Annotated in this window: 18 protein-coding genes; 7 read left to right on the top strand and 11 right to left on the bottom strand. The window is 73.5% G+C overall.

Features of this window, described 5'->3' with window-relative positions; all coding sequences use genetic code 11:
• The first annotated feature begins 32 nt into the window (after positions 1 to 32).
• Complete coding sequence (locus QHG49_RS13660) at positions 33 to 941, top strand: DeoR/GlpR family DNA-binding transcription regulator (protein WP_202441066.1); 909 nt, start codon at positions 33 to 35, stop codon at positions 939 to 941.
• A gap of 480 nt (positions 942 to 1,421) precedes the next feature.
• Here the strand turns inward: QHG49_RS13660 and QHG49_RS13655 are convergent, their stop codons facing one another.
• Positions 1,422 to 3,194 (bottom strand): biotin carboxylase N-terminal domain-containing protein, encoded by a 1,773-nt coding sequence (locus tag QHG49_RS13655; protein ID WP_145483214.1) that lies wholly within the window; start codon positions 3,192 to 3,194, stop codon positions 1,422 to 1,424.
• A 362-nt stretch (positions 3,195 to 3,556) separates the two neighbouring features.
• Between QHG49_RS13655 and QHG49_RS13650 the strand changes: the two genes are divergently transcribed.
• Positions 3,557 to 4,147, top strand: a complete 591-nt coding sequence (locus tag QHG49_RS13650; RefSeq protein ID WP_370530461.1) for a hypothetical protein — start codon at positions 3,557 to 3,559, stop codon at positions 4,145 to 4,147.
• On the opposite strand, the gene QHG49_RS13645 is transcribed toward QHG49_RS13650, so the two are convergent.
• From QHG49_RS13645 to QHG49_RS13630, 4 genes are all read right to left on the bottom strand, one after another.
• Positions 4,119 to 4,736: a nucleoside triphosphate pyrophosphatase gene (locus QHG49_RS13645; protein ID WP_301489880.1), complete on the bottom strand. Its 618-nt coding sequence runs from the start codon at positions 4,734 to 4,736 to the stop codon at positions 4,119 to 4,121. The two genes, QHG49_RS13650 and QHG49_RS13645, sit on opposite strands and share 29 nt — an antisense overlap.
• Positions 4,737 to 4,810: 74 nt before the next feature.
• Positions 4,811 to 4,948 carry a morphogenic membrane protein MmpB gene (mmpB, locus tag QHG49_RS13640; protein WP_167532143.1) on the bottom strand — a complete coding sequence of 46 codons (138 nt, stop codon included), beginning with the start codon at positions 4,946 to 4,948 and terminating at the stop codon, positions 4,811 to 4,813.
• A gap of 97 nt (positions 4,949 to 5,045) precedes the next feature.
• Positions 5,046 to 5,255, bottom strand: coding sequence for an acyl-CoA carboxylase epsilon subunit (locus QHG49_RS13635; RefSeq protein ID WP_145483220.1), 210 nt, complete (start codon positions 5,253 to 5,255; stop codon positions 5,046 to 5,048).
• A gap of 25 nt (positions 5,256 to 5,280) precedes the next feature.
• Positions 5,281 to 6,894: an acyl-CoA carboxylase subunit beta gene (locus QHG49_RS13630; protein WP_145483222.1), complete on the bottom strand. Its 1,614-nt coding sequence runs from the start codon at positions 6,892 to 6,894 to the stop codon at positions 5,281 to 5,283.
• A gap of 111 nt (positions 6,895 to 7,005) precedes the next feature.
• Between QHG49_RS13630 and QHG49_RS13625 the strand changes: the two genes are divergently transcribed.
• On the top strand, positions 7,006 to 7,869 hold the full coding sequence (locus QHG49_RS13625) for a biotin--[acetyl-CoA-carboxylase] ligase (protein ID WP_159704443.1): 864 nt from the start codon (positions 7,006 to 7,008) through the stop codon (positions 7,867 to 7,869).
• 377 nt (positions 7,870 to 8,246) lie between these two features.
• Here QHG49_RS13625 and QHG49_RS13620 read toward each other — a convergent pair whose 3' ends face one another.
• From QHG49_RS13620 to QHG49_RS13610, 4 genes are all read right to left on the bottom strand, one after another.
• The gene (locus QHG49_RS13620) at positions 8,247 to 8,831 is read right to left on the bottom strand and encodes a TetR/AcrR family transcriptional regulator (RefSeq protein ID WP_145483227.1); all 585 of its coding nucleotides are present in this window, start codon (positions 8,829 to 8,831) and stop codon (positions 8,247 to 8,249) included.
• Positions 8,832 to 8,910: 79 nt separating this feature from the next.
• Entirely contained in the window at positions 8,911 to 9,039 is a 129-nt protein-coding gene (locus QHG49_RS34110; RefSeq protein ID WP_370530460.1) for an alpha/beta fold hydrolase, read from the bottom strand.
• A 6-nt stretch (positions 9,040 to 9,045) separates the two neighbouring features.
• Entirely contained in the window at positions 9,046 to 9,792 is a 747-nt protein-coding gene (locus QHG49_RS13615; protein ID WP_370530459.1) for an alpha/beta fold hydrolase, read from the bottom strand.
• Between the two features lie 8 nt (positions 9,793 to 9,800).
• Positions 9,801 to 10,694: an SDR family NAD(P)-dependent oxidoreductase gene (locus tag QHG49_RS13610; RefSeq protein WP_301489874.1), complete on the bottom strand. Its 894-nt coding sequence runs from the start codon at positions 10,692 to 10,694 to the stop codon at positions 9,801 to 9,803.
• A gap of 350 nt (positions 10,695 to 11,044) precedes the next feature.
• On the opposite strand from QHG49_RS13610, the gene QHG49_RS13605 reads away from it, so the two are divergent.
• Complete coding sequence (locus tag QHG49_RS13605; protein ID WP_301489872.1) at positions 11,045 to 12,163, top strand: adenylate/guanylate cyclase domain-containing protein; 1,119 nt, start codon at positions 11,045 to 11,047, stop codon at positions 12,161 to 12,163.
• A 10-nt stretch (positions 12,164 to 12,173) separates the two neighbouring features.
• On the opposite strand, the gene QHG49_RS13600 is transcribed toward QHG49_RS13605, so the two are convergent.
• Positions 12,174 to 12,875 carry a hypothetical protein gene (locus QHG49_RS13600; protein ID WP_301489870.1) on the bottom strand — a complete coding sequence of 234 codons (702 nt, stop codon included), beginning with the start codon at positions 12,873 to 12,875 and terminating at the stop codon, positions 12,174 to 12,176.
• 250 nt (positions 12,876 to 13,125) lie between these two features.
• Here QHG49_RS13600 and QHG49_RS13595 point away from each other — a divergent pair, with 250 nt between their 5' ends.
• The 3 genes from QHG49_RS13595 to hutH all read left to right on the top strand — a co-directional run bounded on the left by QHG49_RS13595 (position 13,126) and on the right by hutH (position 16,863).
• A complete protein-coding gene (locus QHG49_RS13595) occupies positions 13,126 to 13,920 on the top strand; it encodes an enoyl-CoA hydratase/isomerase family protein (protein ID WP_301489868.1) in 795 nt (264 codons plus the stop codon).
• 136 nt (positions 13,921 to 14,056) lie between these two features.
• Positions 14,057 to 15,199 (top strand): GGDEF domain-containing protein, encoded by a 1,143-nt coding sequence (locus QHG49_RS13590; RefSeq protein WP_159704452.1) that lies wholly within the window; start codon positions 14,057 to 14,059, stop codon positions 15,197 to 15,199.
• 95 nt (positions 15,200 to 15,294) lie between these two features.
• Positions 15,295 to 16,863 carry a histidine ammonia-lyase gene (gene hutH / locus QHG49_RS13585; RefSeq protein WP_301492768.1) on the top strand — a complete coding sequence of 523 codons (1,569 nt, stop codon included), beginning with the start codon at positions 15,295 to 15,297 and terminating at the stop codon, positions 16,861 to 16,863.
• Positions 16,864 to 16,909: 46 nt separating this feature from the next.
• On the opposite strand, the gene QHG49_RS13580 is transcribed toward hutH, so the two are convergent.
• Positions 16,910 to 17,692: a hypothetical protein gene (locus QHG49_RS13580; protein ID WP_301489864.1), complete on the bottom strand. Its 783-nt coding sequence runs from the start codon at positions 17,690 to 17,692 to the stop codon at positions 16,910 to 16,912.

Below are 17,692 nucleotides of genomic sequence, written 5' to 3'. Positions count from 1 at the left end.
TCAGTTTCGTGTTCGCTGCTGAACGTCGCCAATTGATCCTCGAAATGGTGCGAGCGAACGGTGCCGTGTCGCTCCGTGAGCTCGCCCGCGTCGTCCAGACCTCCGAAGTGACCGTACGGCGGGACGTGCGGGCACTGGAGGCGGAAGGACTCCTCGACCGCCGGCACGGCGGTGCCGTACTGCCGGGTGGGTTCACCCGGGAGTCCGGCTTCCCGCAGAAGTCGCATCTCGCGACCGCCGAGAAGACGGCGATCGCCGATCTCGCGGCCGGCCTCGTCGAAGAGGGCGAGGCGATCGTGGTCGGTGCGGGTACGACCACGCAGGAGCTGGCCCGCCGGCTCGCCCGCGTGCCCGGACTCACGGTGGTCACCAACTCCCTCCTGGTCGCACAGGCGTTGGCCCATGCGAACCGGGTGGAGGTCGTCATGACCGGCGGCACCCTGCGCGGCTCCAACTACGCGCTCGTCGGCTCCGGTGCCGAGCAGTCCCTGCAGGGGCTGCGGGTGTCGAAGGCGTTCCTGTCCGGGAGCGGGCTGACGGCCGAACGCGGGCTGTCCACCTCCAACATGCTCTCCGCCTCCGTCGACCGGGCGCTCGTGCAGGCCGCCGCGGAGGTGGTGGTCCTCGCCGATCACACCAAGCTGGGCACGGACACGATGTTCCAGACCGTGCCGACGGATCTCATCACCCGCCTCGTCACGGACGAGCCGCCCGGCCATGACGACCGCGCCGCCACGGAGTTGCAGGCCCTCGCCGACCAGGGGGTGCAGATCGCCGTGACCGGGGCGAACGGAAGCCCGGGGGGTGACCAGGTCCCGCCGGCCCGCCGCCCCCAGCTGCCGGGACCACGCCGGGGCAACCCCCTGCGCTCCACCTCCGTCCTCTCCGACCAGCCCCAGCCTTCCGAACGGGCCAGGGTCGCGGATCTCCGTCGCAGGTGAGCCGCGCCGCGCTCGCCGGGACGGGGGGCGGTTCGGCGAGGCCGGGTCGCCGGGCCGAGAGGGCGGGGGCCTGGCGGGGGCCGCGCCGACGGGCCGATCCGAGCGGCCGAGTCCTCGCCGGCCGAGTCCTCGCCGGCCGAGTCCTCGCCGGAGGACGGGCCGAGCGTTCCGTCGGCGGGTTCATGACGCCGTGAGCCGTATACAGGCGTGACCGGTGCGGGCTGGTCCTGATGGCCCGGGTGGGCGCGTGCGCGCCGCCGCACCGGCCGACTGCACCGGGCTGGCCGACTGCACCGGGCTCCCGCCGTTCCACGGCAATAGTGGGCCATGTCCCCGGAAGAGCCCACTGCCGGGCCGGGGCGCCCGCAGGCCGACGCCTCCGTATGCCCCACATCCCCCTGCTGCCCACCTCATGCCCCACGACGAACCGGCCCCCGGTGCGTGCGCACCAGGAGCCGGTTCAGGTCGTGCAGGTGGACGTCAGTCCTTGATCTCGCAGATCGCCGCGCCCGAGGTGATCGACGCGCCGACCTCCGCGCCCAGGCCCTTGATCGTGCCGGCCTTGTGGGCGTTCAGGGGCTGCTCCATCTTCATGGCCTCCAGGACGACGACCAGGTCGCCCTCCTTGACCTCCTGGCCCTCCTCGACGGCCACCTTGACGATGGTGCCCTGCATCGGGGAGGCGAGGGTGTCGCCGGAGGCCACGGGGCCGGACTTCTTGGCGGCGCGGCGCTTGGGCTTGGCGCCCGCCGCGAGGCCGGTACGGGCGAGGGACATGCCCAGCGAGGACGGCAGCGAGACCTCAAGACGCTTGCCGCCGACCTCGACGACCACGGTCTCGCGGCCCGTGTCCTCGTCCGCCTCGGCGTCGGCCGGCGCGGCGAAGGGCTTGATCTCGTTGACGAACTCCGTCTCGATCCAGCGGGTGTGGACCTTGAACGGATCTGTGGAGCCGGTCAGTTCGGGCGCGAACGCCGCGTCCCGGACCACCACACGGTGGAAGGGGATCGCTGTGGCCATGCCCTCGACCTGGAACTCGTCCAGCGCCCGCGCGGCCCGCTCCAGGGCCTCCTTGCGGGTGCGGCCGGTCACGATCAGCTTGGCGAGGAGCGAGTCCCACGCCGGGCCGATGACCGAGCCCGACTCCACACCGGCGTCCAGGCGGACACCGGGACCGGACGGCGGGTCGAACACGGTGACCGTACCCGGGGCGGGCAGGAAGTTGCGGCCCGGGTCCTCGCCGTTGATGCGGAACTCGAAGGAGTGGCCGCGCAGCTCCGGGTCGCCGTACCCGAGTTCCTCGCCGTCCGCGATGCGGAACATCTCGCGGACCAGGTCGATGCCGGCGACCTCCTCGGTCACCGGGTGCTCGACCTGGAGACGGGTGTTGACCTCCAGGAAGGAGATCGTGCCGTCCTGGCCGACCAGGAACTCACAGGTGCCCGCGCCCTCGTAGCTGGCCTCCTTGAGGATGGCCTTGGAGGCGCGGTACAGCTCGGCGAGCTGTTCCTCGGACAGGAACGGCGCCGGCGCCTCCTCCACGAGCTTCTGGTGGCGGCGCTGGAGCGAGCAGTCACGGGTGGACACGACGACCACATTGCCGTGCTTGTCCGCCAGGCACTGGGTCTCCACGTGCCGCGGACGGTCCAGGTACCGCTCCACGAAGCACTCGCCGCGCCCGAAGGCGGCGACCGCCTCGCGCACCGCCGAGTCGTACAGCTCCGGCACCTCTTCGAGAGTGCGGGCGACCTTGAGGCCGCGACCGCCGCCGCCGAACGCCGCCTTGATGGCGATCGGCAGGCCATGCTCCTCGGCGAAGGCGACGACCTCGTCGGCGCCCGAGACCGGGTCGGACGTGCCGGCCACCAGGGGCGCGCCGGCGCGCTGGGCGATGTGGCGGGCCGCCACCTTGTCGCCCAGGTCGCGGATGGCCTGCGGCGGCGGGCCGATCCAGTTCAGACCGGCGTCGAGGACGGCCTGCGCGAATTCGGCGTTCTCCGAGAGGAAGCCGTAACCCGGGTGGATGGCGTCCGCGCCGGACTCCCGGGCCGCGTTCAGGACTTTGTCGATGTCCAGGTAGCTGGTTGCCGGTGTGTCACCGCCCAGGGCGAACGCCTCATCCGCAGCGCGGACATGCAGAGCGTCCCGGTCCGGGTCCGCGTAGACGGCAACGCTCGCGATCCCCGCGTCCCGGCAGGCCCGAGCCACCCGGACAGCGATTTCGCCACGGTTGGCGATGAGCACCTTGCGCACGATTGAGGCTCCCTCCTTGAAACAAGCCGAGTTTAGGGACTGCCGACACGGCTCTTCGACCCGTCCCCAATGGTGAGCTTGCCCACACGGAGCGTGATGCGGGGCTCGCCCGACCCGCGAAAGCCCCGGTGGCACCTTGCTACGCAGGACTCCTCCGGAAAACCCTAGTCCTGTCATGTGGCCAAGGTCTCTGTAAGAGCGTGCTGCGGCCCACTCGGTTTCTTTGTCGAGTCCCTACGAATGGCCCAATGATTCTTTGCTGCCGCACGAACCCTTGTCCCCTGGTTTACCCGTTAGTAGCGTTCGCCCTGTCTCGGACTACTGCTGGTAACAGCGGTCAAGGTGGGGAGCGGGTGGGGCCGGTGGTGCGCAGAACCGTGGCGTGGGTGGTGACCGTCGTCCTCCTCGTGGAGGCGCTCGGCATCGGGGCGCTGAACTGGTTCCTCGGCGTGGTCGTGGAGCGGCAGAAGATGTCCATGGCCGGTGTGGACCCGCGTCTGATGTCGACGTCCTCGAAGATCGGCGGCGTCGTCTTCGGCCTCTACTTCCTGCTGTGCGCCCTGGTCGCCCTGCTGGTGGCGGTCCGCGACCGGGCCCCCGCCGGCTTCGGGCGCGTCGTGCTGATCAGCGCGGCGGTCGTGCACGGCCTGCTGGGCGCCTTCGCCTGGGGCCTGGTCAACGCGACGGCCTTCCTGGTCATGGTCGTGGTGCTCGCGCTCCTGGTGCTGCTCCTGGTGTCGTACGACCGTGACGGCGGCCCCGCCGGGGCCGCGCCCGGTGGGGACGGCGGGACGGGCGGCGACCCGAGGGCCGCTGACGAGCCCGTGGACGCCCGCGCCGCCCCTCCGGGGGAACCGGCCGCCGGGCGCCCGGCGGAGCCGCGGGGCGGGGGCGACGGGCCGCAGGACGCCGTCCCCGAGCGGATCACCCGGCCGGTGCCCACAACTCCGTGATGCCGACGCCCAGTTCGGCCAGCAGCTTGCGCACCAGGGGCAGGCTGATGCCGATCACATTGCCGTGGTCGCCGTCGATGCCCTCGATGAAGGGCGCGGAACGGCCGTCCAGGGTGAACGCCCCGGCGACGTACAGGGGCTCGCCGGAGGCCACGTAGGCGGCGATCTCCTCGTCGCTGGGCTCGCCGAACCGTACGACGGTGGAGGCGGTCGCCGAGACGTAGCGCTTGGCCGCCGTGTCCCAGACGCAGTGCCCCGTCTGGAGGATGCCGGCCCGGCCGCGCATGGACTTCCAGCGGGCGGTGGCCTCCTCGGCGTCGGCGGGCTTGCCGAGCGCGCGGCCGTCCAGCTCCAGCACCGAGTCGCAGCCGATCACCAGGGCGCCCTGGACCTCGGGCAGCGCCGCCACGACGGACGCCTTGGCCTCGGCGAGGGCGAGGGCCAGTTCGGCCGGGGTGGGGGCGGTGACGGCGTCCTCGTCGACCCCGCTCACGATGACCTCGGGGGTGAGGCCCGCCTGCCGGAGCAGGCCGAGACGGGCGGGGGACTGGGAGGCGAGCACGAGCCGCCTGCGGTGCGTCGAGGTCATGCGATCAGGTTAGTCACCCGGTCGCGGGCCCGCGCGAATCGCCCGCCGGCGGGCTCGGCGCGGGCCCGGTGGGCTCAGCGCAGACCCATCAGGGCGGCCACCACCATGGCCGCGGTGACCGCCACGGCCATGAGGACGCCGAGCCGCCGCAGCATGTCCTGCGCGTCGCGCAGCTCTTTCGGCGGTTCGTCGTCAGGGTCGGACCAGAGCATGCCCCCAGCGTGGGGCTTGGCCGGCGAGGGCCGCCTGAGTACTGGTACTCAAGTCGGCCCTCGGTCTCGTACCGCCGGTCTCCCGGCTCGGCCCGTCCTAGCTCGGCCAGTAGGTGCGCATCCAGGCCGCCGCGCCCGCCCGGGGGACGCGGGCGGCGGCGATGCGGGCCGGGTCGGACCACGCGTCCTTCGGGCCCCGCGCACCGGACGGCGCGGCGGCCGCCGCGGCGGCGCGGGCGCGGACCACCGCCAGGGCGGCGGCCAGCTCCTCGGGGGTCGGGTTGCCTCGTACGACCTTGATCGTCATGTCGGCTCCTGTCGGTCGGCCGGGCCTAGAGGGGGATGTTGCCGTGCTTCTTCGGGGGCAGTGATTCCCGCTTGGTGCGCAGCTGACGCAGGCCCCGGACGATGTGGGAGCGGGTGTCGGACGGCATGATCACCGCGTCGATGTAGCCGCGCTCGGCCGCCACGTAGGGGTTGAGGAGGGTGTCCTCGTACTCCTGGATCAGCCGGGCCCGCACGGCCTCCACGTCCTCGCCGGTCGCGGCCGCCTCGGCGAGGGTGCGCCGGTGCAGGATGTTGACCGCGCCCTGGGCGCCCATGACGGCGATCTGGGCGGTCGGCCAGGCGAGGTTGAGGTCGGCGCCCAGGTGCTTGGAGCCCATCACGTCGTAGGCGCCGCCGAAGGCCTTGCGGGTGATCACGGTGATCAGCGGGACGGTGGCCTCGGCGTAGGCGTAGATCAGCTTGGCGCCGCGCCGGATGATGCCCTCGTGCTCCTGGCCGACGCCCGGCAGGAAGCCGGGCACGTCCACGAAGGTCAGCACCGGCAGGTTGAACGCGTCGCAGGTGCGCACGAACCGCGCGGCCTTCTCGGAGGCGTCGATGTCCAGGCAGCCGGCGAACTGCATCGGCTGGTTGGCGACGACACCCACCGGGTGCCCCTCGACCCGGCCGAACCCGGTGACGATGTTCGGCGCGAACAGGGCCTGCGTCTCGAAGAACTCGCCGTCGTCCACGACGTGTTCGACCACCGTACGGATGTCGTACGGCTGGTTGGCGCTGTCCGGGACCAGGGTGTCCAGCTCGCGGTCCTCGTCGGTGGCCGCGAGGTCCGCCTCCTCCGGGAAGACCGGGGCCTCGGAGAGGTTGTTGGACGGCAGGTACGACAGCAGCTGCTTGATGTACTCGATGGCGTCCTTCTCGTCCCCGGCCATGTGGTGGGCCACGCCGGAGACGGCGTTGTGGGTCCGGGCGCCGCCCAGCTCCTCGAAGCCCACGTCCTCGCCGGTGACGGTCTTGATGACGTCGGGTCCGGTGATGAACATGTGCGAGGTCTGGTCGACCATGACCGTGAAGTCGGTGATGGCCGGGGAGTACACCGCGCCGCCGGCGCAGGGGCCGACGACCAGGGAGATCTGCGGGATGACACCGGAGGCGTGGGTGTTTCGGCGGAAGATCTCGCCATAGGCGCCGAGCGAGGCGACGCCCTCCTGGATCCGGGCGCCGCCGGAGTCGTTGATCCCGATGACCGGGCAGCCGGTCTTCAGGGCGAAGTCCATGACTTTGACGATCTTCTGGCCGTACACCTCGCCGAGCGCGCCGCCGAAGACGGTGAAGTCCTGGGAGAAGACGGCGACGGGCCGGCCGTCGACCGTTCCGTACCCGGTGACGACACCGTCGCCGTAGGGCCGGTTCTGCTCCAGACCGAAGTTGGTGGAGCGGTGCTGGGCGAACTCGTCCAGCTCGACGAACGACCCCTCGTCCAGGAGCAGTTCGACGCGCTCACGGGCGGTCAGCTTGCCCTTGGCGTGCTGCTTCTCGACGGCGCGCTCCGAGCCGGCGTGCGTCGCCTCGTGGATGCGCCGCTGGAGATCCGCGAGTTTGCCCGCGGTCGTGTGAATGTCGATCCCTTGGATCTCGTGACGCTCTTCCGGCTCGGACATCGGGATGCGGCTCCCTGCCTGCTCAAAAGGGGGGGACGGTTACTCGTTCGTAGAGTAGTGCTGGGGCTACCGATCAGCACTGCGTCGTTTGCCACACCTAGGGTGGCTTGCATGACGCCCCGAGATGCAGCAGACGACAACGCCGGCCGCTGGTCCGATCTGGACCGCCCGCCGCTGAACGCGACCGCCCTGCGCCGCGCGCTGGTGCGCGAGGGCGGGCTGTGGTCGGAGCTGGAGGTGGTGCAGCGCACCGGCTCCACCAACAACGACCTCGTGGCGCGCGCCGCGGCCGGTCCGGTGGCCGAGGGCACGGTGCTGGTGGCGGAGGAGCAGACGACCGGCAAGGGCCGCCTGGACCGCCGCTGGACGGCGCCGCCGCGCTCCGGCCTCTTCGTCTCCGTGCTGCTGCGGCCCGCGGAGGTGCCGGTGCACCACTGGGGATGGCTGCCGCTGCTCACCGGGGTCGCGGTGGCGACGGGGCTGGCGCGGGCGGCGGGCGTGGACACGGCGCTGAAGTGGCCGAACGATCTGCTGGTGACGGTCGGCGGGGAGGAGCGCAAGGCGGGCGGCATCCTGCTGGAGCGGGCCGGCGAGGACGGCGTCGTCATCGGCTTCGGCCTCAACGTCTCGCTGCGCGCGGAGGAACTGCCGGTGGCCGGGGCGGGGTCGCTGCTGCTCGCGGGCGCGGTGAGCACGGACCGGGATCCCCTGCTGCGGGCGGTACTGCGCTCCCTGGAGGACTGGTACGGCCGCTGGCGCGCGGCCCTCGGCGACCCCGCGGAGTGCGGCCTCCAGGAGGCCTACGCGGCGGGCTGCGCGACGCTGGGCCGCACGGTGCGGGCGGAGTTGCCGGGCGACCGCGACCTGATCGGCGAGGCGGTGGCCGTGGACGGCGACGGCCGCCTGGTCATCGCGACCCCGGAGGGCGTCCAGCCGGTGGGAGCGGGCGACATCGTGCATCTGCGCCCGGCGTGAGGTCTTCGCCCAGGGGCGCGGGGCTGCGTTGTGCACGGCGGGTCGGGAAGTCTTCTAGGGGCGCGGGGAACTGCGCGACGAGCCACGACGGCGCCGCACTGGCGTACGGCGGGCCGGGAGGGCTTTTGAGGGGCGCGGGGAACTGCGCGACGAGCCACGACGGCGCCGCACTGGCGTACGGCGGGCCGGGAGGGCTTTTGAGGGGCGCGGGGAACTGCGCGACAAGCCACGACGGCGCCGCACTCGGGACGCTGGGCCGGGGCCGGGTCGCTCGCCCGCGCTGGCGGGGTGCCTCCCCCAGAGGGGGTACCCCCAGCGCCCACCCGTGCCGCCCCAAGCGGCACGCCTGCCCGCGGCCAGGGGGCGGCAGCCCAGGGCTACGGCGTCGTCGGGTGCGGGGTGCGTGCGCCGTTGAAGAAGGTGGTCAGGTAGCGGTGGGCGGTGCGGAGGCGGGACGCCGTGTCGCCGCCGTGGAGGTTCACCGCGTGCGCGATACCGCACATCAGCGGCACGAGATCCGCCGCGGTGAGGTCGGCGCGGACCGCCCCCGCCGCGTGCGCCCGGTCGAGAAGCTCCGTGCCGGCCGTCGTCAGCGCCCGCTTCAGCTCGGCCGTACGCGGCAACGCGTCCACCGTCGCCGCCGCGACCGGCGCCAGCGCCGCATCCGTGACCTGAGCCTCCACGACACGCGACAGGAACCCCTCCAGCGCGCGCAGCGGATCCGTGTCGGCCAGCGCCCTGGCGCCGTGCTCCGCGAGACCTTCCAGACAGGGCGCGGCCACGGTCTCCAGCAGCGCCTCGGGCGTGGCGAAGTGCCGGTAGACGGTCCCGACCCCGAGCCCCGCCCGCCGCGCGACATCGTTGAGCTGGAGCGCGGCACCCTCGTCCACCAGTTCGCGGGCTATGGCGACGATCCGGTCCCAGTTCCGGGCGGCGTCCTTGCGCAGCTGCGTGCTCGTCATAGGGGCAGTCCAGATCGCTCGTCTCGCGGTATCGGTTCGGCGTTCGATCGTACGCGGAGCGTTCGGGCCGCCGAGGCCGTCAGCGCCGGGGCACCTCCGCACCGAGGAACCCCGTGATCAGCTCCAGCCACCGCTGGGGCTGCTCCAGGAAGGGCAGATGCCCGGTGGCCAGCTCGGCGGTGCGCGCGCCGGGAACGGCCGCGGCCAACTCGCGCTAGAGGGCGGCCGGTATCAGGGGATCGGCGGTGGTCACCACGACCAGCGTGGGGACGTCGAGCGAACCGAGGTCCGCCCGGACGTCGACGCGGCGGACCAGGTCGACCTGGGCCCCGGTTCCGGCCGGCAGCGCCGCCGCGGTCCGCTCGGCGGCCCCGCGCACCTGGGCCGGGGTGAGGGTGTTCAGCACCGGCGTGCTCAGGGCCAGGTGGGTCAGGTACTGGGCGAGCAGGACGTGCTGCCCCGACTCGTACAGCTGCTGCCAGATCGCGGCGGCCAGCTCGGTGCGCGTGTCCAGCCGGGCGAAGGCCGCGCTCAGCACGAGCGCGGTGACCCGGCCGGGATGCCGGACCGCCGCCCTGATCGCGACCGGCCCGCCGAGCGAGTATCCGCAGAGCGCGAACGTGCCGAGCCCCTCCGCGTCCGCCGCCGCGACGAGCTGGTCCGCCAGCTCGTCGAGTTCCAGGGACGCGGGCGCTGCGGGCGTGCGCCCCGAGCCGGGGTGGTCGACGCCGACGACGGTGTGCCGGGCGGCGAGCCCTGCCATGAGCGGCCCGTAGTTGGCCTCGATGCCGCCGCCCGCGCCGTGCGCGAGGACGAGACCGGGCCCGGAGCCGCGGACGGTGCGGGCATAGGCGGTCGGGGCGGTGCCGGTCACGGTGATGTCCTTGTCGGTCGGTGCGCCGGTCGGTGAGTCGGTGAGTGCGCCGGTCGGCATGTCGGTCGGGAGGCCGGGATCGGTCACGGGGCCGGTCATGGACGCGCGCCCACCGGCGCGTGGGTCTCGCTGAGCCGTCGTACGGCCTCGGCGAGACGGGGGTCGGTCGCGTGGCGGTACGGGGCGACCGGGAGCGCCTCGGGCCCGATGACGACGCCGGTCCTGCCGGTCAGGGCGCCGTCGGTGGCGGCGGTGATCGAGGGCCCGGCCGCCGCGGACGCCGGGCCGGAGGTGGCGCGGGCGAACCTGCGCCGTACCAGCGGCCACAGCAGCCGTAGGGCGGGGGAGACGATCCGGGGATCGGTCAGGGTGCCGTCGGTCATGTCGGTCGCCGCGCCCCCGGGATCGGCCGCGAAGACCGAGACGCCCGTGCCGTCCAGCCGGGCCGCCAGGTCCAGGGTGTACGCGAGGTTGGCGAGCTTGGCGCGTCCGTAGTGGTGGAAGCCGTAGTAGCCGCCGGGCGGTTCGACGGCGTCGAAGTGCCGCTTGGCGACACCGACCGCGCCCGAGGTCACGTTCACGATCCTGCTCGGCGCGCCGGCCCTCAGCGTGGGCAGCAGCAGTTCCGTCAGCAGGTAGGGCGAGAGGTGGTTGACGACGAACGACGCCTCGACGCCGTCCAGGATCCGCCGCTCGGCGAACATCGCCCCGACGTTGTTGACCAGCAGCGCGAGGGGCTCCCCGGAGGCGGCGTGCTCGTCGGCGAGCTGGGCCGCGAGCGAGCGCACCTGGTCGAGCGAGGAGAGGTCGGCGCACAGGAACCGTCCGGGAACCGCCGGGTTCACCGTGCCGATCCGCTCGACCGCCCTGGCCCCCCGCACCCGGTCACGCCCGACCACGGTCACCGCGAACCCGGCCGCCGCCAGCCCGAGCGCCGTCTCCAGCCCGATCCCTCCCGTCCCACCCGTCACCACAGCTGTCTCCGACATGACCGCCTCCACCCCGAAACGAAACCAGAAACCGGATAGGGAATCCGCTTGATGACGCCGGACGCTAGCACATAAACGGATTACCTATCCGATTAATCTCCGGGCACCCGCACCGCCCCGCGGGCACCCGCACCGCCCCGCAGGTGCGCACAGCGACTTCGCCCCCCAAGCTGATGGCGGGGGGTCCGGGGGTCGCGGGCTCCCTGAAAGGGCGTCGGCGCCGACCCCGCACACGACCCGGCACCGGACAAGCAGACCTCGGCCGAACCCGACGGAGTGAGCTGGCGCACACCTGCCGTAGAGTTGAGGCCGGTCGTACCTGACCGCGGCAGATCGGAAGGGCAGCAGGCGTGACCGTCGACGACACGGGCCCCGGCGAGCAGGACCGGACGGACCCCAGCGCCGCCGACTCCGGCGAGGACCCGCTCGCGCTCCGTCTCGAACAGCTCATCCTGGGCGCCGAGCGCCGCTACACCCCTTTCCAGGCCGCCCGCAGCGCCGGCGTCTCCATGGAGCTGGCGTCCCGCTTCTGGCGGGCGATGGGCTTCGCGGACATAGGCCAGGCCAAGGCCCTCACCGAGGCCGACGTCCTCGCCCTGCGCCGCCTCGCCGGTCTGGTCGAGGCGGGGCTGCTCAGCGAGGCCATGGCCGTACAGGTGGCCCGGTCCACCGGGCAGACCACCGCCCGGCTGGCCGAGTGGCAGATCGATTCCTTCCTGGAGGGCCTGACCGAGCCCCCCGAACCCGGCATGACCCGCACCGAGGTGACGTACCCCCTGGTCGAGCTGCTGCTGCCGGAGCTGGAGGAGTTCCTGGTCTACGTCTGGCGCCGGCAGCTCGCCGCCGCGACCGGGCGGGTCGTCCAGGCCGCGGACGACGAGGAGATGGTCGACCGGCGCCTCGCCGTCGGCTTCGCCGACCTCGTCGGGTTCACCCGGCTGACCCGCCGCATGGAGGAGGAGGAACTCGGCGAACTCGTCGAGGCCTTCGAGACCACCGCCGCCGACCTGGTGGCCGCGCGCGGCGGCCGGCTCATCAAGACCCTCGGCGACGAGGTCCTGTTCGCCGCGGACGACGCGGGCACGGCCGCGGACATCGCGCTGCGCCTGGTGGAGACGCTGGCGGGCGACGAGACGATGCCCGAACTGCGCGTCGGCATGGCCTTCGGCACCGTGACCACCCGGATGGGCGATGTGTTCGGCACGACGGTCAACCTGGCCTCCCGGCTGACCTCCATAGCCCCGCGCGACGCCGTCCTGATGGACAGCGCGTTCGCCAAGGAGCTGATCCGCTCCGGTGAGGCGCCCGCCTCGGAGGCGGAGGCCGCCGAGGCCGCGGCGACCGCCGAGAAGGAGGGCGCGGAACCGCCGTCGTACCGCTTCGCGCTCCAGCCGATGTGGCAGCGCCCGGTGCGCGGCCTCGGCGTGGTCGAGCCATGGCTGCTCACCCGGCGGAACGGGGAGCAGTAGCCGCCCGGCCCTAACCCCTGTGACCGCCGCCGAGCACGTCCACGTCCACACAGAGGGCGATGATCGGCAGGCACAGCCCGCCCGGAGCGGGCGCGGGGCTGCCGTGGGCCGGGGTGGGCGCCGGTGTCGTGGGCGGTGCCGGGCGGTGTGAGGGCGGTGCGGGAGGGGCCGGCGCCGAGGCCGTGGGCCGGGGCGGGGCGCTCGGCGCGGTGCTCTTCCCGGGCGCGGACGGCACCCCGCCGCCCGAACCACCCGAGCCGTCCGATCCGCCGGAGCCTCCCAAGCCGCCCGATCCGTCCGGGTTCCCGGGTGTCGCCGCGGCCCCGGAGGGTGTCGGCGCGGGAGTCCGTCCGGCCAGGTCGGCGGCCGTCGAGGGCGGCGCGAGCGGGCCGGTGGTCAGGGTGCCGGTGGCGGTCGCGGCCGTACGACCGCCGGTCCCGGACGTGCCGGTGCGCGGTCCGGCGCTCGCGAGAACGCCGCCCGGGTCGAGCCGGGGTTCGGCCGCCGCGGTGCCGGGGGCGCCGACGCCGGACTCCGGGGACATGCGGACCAGGCCGAGCACCCCGGCCGCGAGGACGAGCCCGCTCGCGGCGAGCAATGCCTTGCGGGGGCGGGGTTTACGGTGCCGTCCGCGACGTAGACCGGAGAACCAGCCGCCCGGTTCCTCCACCCCTGCCTGACCTGTCCGTGTCCGTATACGTGTCTCCGCCATGCCTGCCTGTTCTCCCCCCACGACTCCCGACGACTCCCCCAACTCCCCACGGCCCCGCATCGCCGCGCGCTCCCCTTCACGCCCCCACCGCGCAGCGCACGCTATGCGCTCGTGTGGGTGATGTGGGGCGAGACGGCCGTGATGTCACCCGAACGGGCGTAGCGGTACGGGGTTTCCTGTGATCGGGTGCGGCTGCGATGATCGGGCCGACAGGGGTTAACCCGCGTTAACACGTGTACCGGAGGATGCGATGAGCGAGGCGCGGTTCGGGGAGTTCGTGCTGGTGCGGCGGCACGGGTACGTCGCGGAGCTGGTCCTGGACCGGCCCAAGGCGATGAACGCCGTCTCCACGGAGATGGCCCGCTCGATCGCGGCCGCCTGTACGGCGCTGGGCGCGGACCGGGACGCCCGCGTGGTCGTCCTGACCTCGTCGCACGAACGGGCGTTCTGTGTCGGCGCCGACCTCAAGGAGCGCAACTCCTTCAGCGACGCGGACCTGATGCGGCAGCGGCCGGTGGCCCGGGGGGCGTACACCGGCGTGCTGGAGCTGCCGATGCCGACGATCGCGGCGGTGCACGGGTTCGCGCTGGGCGGCGGCTTCGAGCTGGCGCTGTCCTGCGATCTGATCGTGGCCGACCGTACGGCCGTGGTGGGGCTGCCCGAGGTGTCCGTGGGCGTGATCCCGGGCGGCGGCGGCACACAGCTGCTGCCCCGGCGGGTCGGCGCGGCGCGGGCGGCCGAGCTGGTGTTCTCGGCGCGGCGCCTGGAGGCGGTGGAGGCCGGTGAGCTGGGGCTCGTGGACCACGTGGTCGAGGAGGGCCGGGACCGGGAGGAGGCGCTGGAGCTGGCGACGCGCATCGCCGGGAACTCCCCGGTGGGCCTGCGCGCGGCCAAGCGGGCGCTGCGGCTGGGGCAGGGCCTGGATCTGCGGGCCGGTCTGGAGGTCGAGGACGCCGCGTGGCGCTCCGTGGCCTTCTCCGGGGACCGCGCGGAGGGCGTCGCCGCCTTCAACGAGAAGCGGCAGCCGGAGTGGCCGGGGGAGTAGGGGCAGGCGCCCCTGGTGCGCCCCCGGTGCACCCCTGAGGCACGCGGGATGCGCCACTTAAGGTGCATCCCTGGCCAAACCCCCTATTCGCCGTACCAACACCACCCTCACCCGAAATCCTCCCTAATCTGGAGTAATGGGCGACGACGAGCGGCTTGCCGCAGTGGTGGCGTTGGCGCAGGGGATGGCCGCGGCGCACACCCCCGAGGACTCGTGGCAGGCCGCCGCGCTCGGCGCCTGCCACGCGCTGGACGGCAGCTTCGCCGCGCTGTCGGTCTGGGAGCGCGAGCTGGGGCGGCTGCGGGTCCTGGCGAACGTGGGGGACCGGCGCCCGGACGAGGAGGAGTTCCCGGCGGCCGAGTCCTATCCGGTGCACCAGTTCCCGGAGATCACCGAGTTCCTGCACGAGCGCTGGGCGGGCGGCGGCGGTCCCAACGCCTGGGTGGAGACCGCCGAGGGCACCGCCGCCGGCCGCCCCGGCTACTTCCACCAGCGCGTCGCCGCCCTGCGCCGCCGCGGCCGCGGCTGCTGTGTCGTCGCCCCCGTCGTGCTGCACGGCAGGGCCTGGGGCGAGGTGTACGTGGCGCGCGCCGTCGGAGCCCCGGTGTTCGGCCGGGCCGACGCCGACTTCGCGACCGTGCTCGCCGCCGTCGTCGCCGCGGGGCTCGCGCAGACCGAGCGCCTGGAGGAGGCCCGCCGGCTCGCCTACACCGACGCCCTGACCGGCCTCGCCAACCGCCGCGCCGTCGACACGCACCTCGACGAGGCGCTCGAACAGCACCGCGCCGAGGGCGCCGTCGTCAGCCTCGTGGTCTGCGACCTCAACGGGCTCAAGCGGGTCAACGACACCAAGGGCCATGCCGTCGGCGACCGGCTCCTGGAGCGGTTCGGCTCGGTGCTGTCGCTGTGCGGCGCGATGGTGCCGGGCGCGCTGGCCGCGCGGCTCGGCGGCGACGAGTTCTGCCTCCTCGCGGTCGGCCCGGCCGCCGACGAGGTGGTCAAGGCGGCCGACGAACTGTGCCGCCGTGCGGGCGAGTTGGAGCTGGGGGAGGGGGTCGCCTGCGGGGTCGCCTCGACGGAGGACCCGATCGGACCGGTGGCCGACGCCCGGCGGCTGTTCCGCCTCGCGGACGCCGCCCAGTACCGCGCCAAGGCCATGCGTGCCGACCGCCCCGTGGTCGCCGGCCGCGAGGGCCCCGACGACCCCGTCGTCCGGCTCGCCGACGAACCGCCCCCCACCCGCGCCGAGCGCCGCCGGTTCCGCGGCCGCAACCCCTGAAGGCTGCGACGAAGCCCACATCACCGGGTAAGGGGTGCACCCCGTCCCCACTAGTGACAGCGCTGCATTCAATGCGTACGCTCCTGAATATGGATATGCACACTGTGGTGGTGGGGACGTCCGGTGTCTCGGCGTCCGACGTTCTCGCCGTGGCGCGCGGCGCTGCCCGGATCGAGCTGTCGGAGGAGGCCGTGGCGGCACTGGCCGCGGCCCGCGGGATCGTGGACGCGCTGGCGGCCAAGCCGGACCCGGTCTACGGCGTCTCCACCGGCTTCGGCGCCCTGGCGACCCGGCACATCAGCCCGGAACTCCGCGCCCAGCTGCAGCGCAACATCGTCCGCTCGCACGCCGCCGGCATGGGCCCGCGGGTGGAGCGGGAAGTCGTACGGGCCCTGATGTTCCTGCGCCTGAAGACCGTCTGCTCCGGGCACACCGGCGTACGCCCCGAGGTCGCGCAGACCATGGCCGACATGCTCAACGCCGGGATCACCCCGGTCGTGCACGAGTACGGCTCGCTCGGCTGCTCCGGCGACCTCGCCCCGCTGTCCCACTGCGCCCTGACCCTGATGGGCGAGGGTGACGCCGAGGGCCCCGACGGCGTCGTACGGCCCGCCGGCGAACTGCTCGCCGAGCACGGCATCCAGCCCGTCGAGCTGCGCGAGAAGGAGGGCCTCGCCCTGCTCAACGGCACCGACGGCATGCTCGGCATGCTGATCATGGCCCTCGCCGACCTCGACACCCTCTACAAGTCCGCCGACATCACCGCCGCGCTGAGCCTGGAGGCGCTGCTCGGCACCGACAAGGTGCTCGCGCCCGAGCTGCACGCCATCCGCCCGCACCCGGGCCAGGGCGCCGCGGCCGCCAACATGCTCGCCGTGCTGAAGGGTTCCCAGCTCACCGGCCACCACCAGGACGACGCCCCGCGCGTCCAGGACGCCTACTCGGTGCGCTGCGCCCCGCAGGTCGCGGGCGCCGGCCGCGACACCATGGCACACGCCCGCCTGGTCGCCGAGCGCGAGCTGGCCTCGGCCATCGACAACCCGGTGGTGCTGCCTGGGGGCACCTCCCAGGCTTTCGGCTCTGGGGGAGGCCGGGTGGAGTCCAACGGCAACTTCCACGGCGCGCCCGTCGCCTACGTGCTGGACTTCCTCGCCGTCGCCGCCGCCGACCTCGGCTCCATCGCCGAGCGCCGCACCGACCGGCTCCTGGACAAGAACCGCAGCCACGGCCTGCCGCCGTTCCTCGCCGGCGACGCCGGTGTGGACTCCGGTCTGATGATCGCGCAGTACACGCAGGCCGCCCTGGTCAGCGAGATGAAGCGGCTCGCCGTACCGGCCTCCGCGGACTCCATCCCGTCCTCCGCCATGCAGGAGGACCACGTCTCCATGGGCTGGTCGGCCGCGCGCAAGCTGCGCACCGCCGTGGACAACCTCACCCGGATCATCGCCGTCGAGCTGTACGCGGCCACCCGCGCGCTCCAGCTGCGCGAGGGCCTGAGCCCGGCGCCCGCCTCCCGGGCCGTGATCGAGGCCGCCCGCGCCGCCGGTGTCCAGGGCCCCGGCCCCGACCGCTTCCTGGCGCCCGACCTGGCCGCCGCCGACGCCTTCGTGCGCGGCGGGCACCTGGTCGAGGCCGTGGAGAAGGTCACCGGCCCGCTCCAGTGACCGGCGGACGAAGGGGCCCCGGCCGCCGGCCGGGGCCCCTTCGGCGTCACTTCAGCCGGGTCTCCTGGGCCTTCACGACCGCGGGCGTCACCGTGTACGCCTTCTCGGCCATCATCGCGCCCAGGTTCGACGTGAAATAGACGGAGACGGTGGAGCCGTGCCGGTCCACCTCGGCGTGCACGAGGGCCGTGCCGCCGTCGCCGCCCTCGTCCTTCTCCATGGTCGCGGCGAACGCCACCGACGCGTCCCCGCCGCCCAGCGGCTTCTCCCCGGCGACCTCGGTGAACTTCACCGAGGTGCCCGCCTGCCGGCCGGTGAAGCCGCCCGCGCATGCCTTTACGGCGGCCGACAGCGAGGTCAGGGACCGCTCGGCGCCGTCCCCGTCGTACGAGGCGAGCGCCACCGTGGTGACATCGCGGTCGAGGGACTCGCGCATCGTCTCCTCGAACTCGCCCTCGTCCAGGTCGTCCAGGGACGTCGGCTTGGCCGAGGGCCGCTTCTTCGCGTTCTCGGTGACCATGCGGTCGGTGCTCGCCGGGGCCTCGGTGGGCGCGAGCCCGCTCAGCACCCGGGTCAGGGGCCCGCAGGCCGCCTTGTCGGTGGTGATCCGCTTGGCCCGGGCCTCGGTCACCGCCCCGACCGCGTACCCGGGCACATCGCCCTGAGCGACGATCAGCTTCCCCAACTCGGCGGCGCTCAGCGCCTTTCGCGCGGAACCCTTGTCCGCGGAATCCTTCGACCCTCCGTCGGAACACCCCGTGACAAGGGCGAACGACAGCGCGCTCACGGCGACGGTGGCGCACAGCCGCACGCCTGACGATCTCTTCAT

The organism is Streptomyces sp. WP-1 (genome assembly GCF_030450125.1).
In the GTDB taxonomy this organism is placed as follows: domain Bacteria; phylum Actinomycetota; class Actinomycetes; order Streptomycetales; family Streptomycetaceae; genus Streptomyces; species Streptomyces incarnatus.
This window is presented reverse-complemented; position numbering and strand designations above follow the sequence as displayed.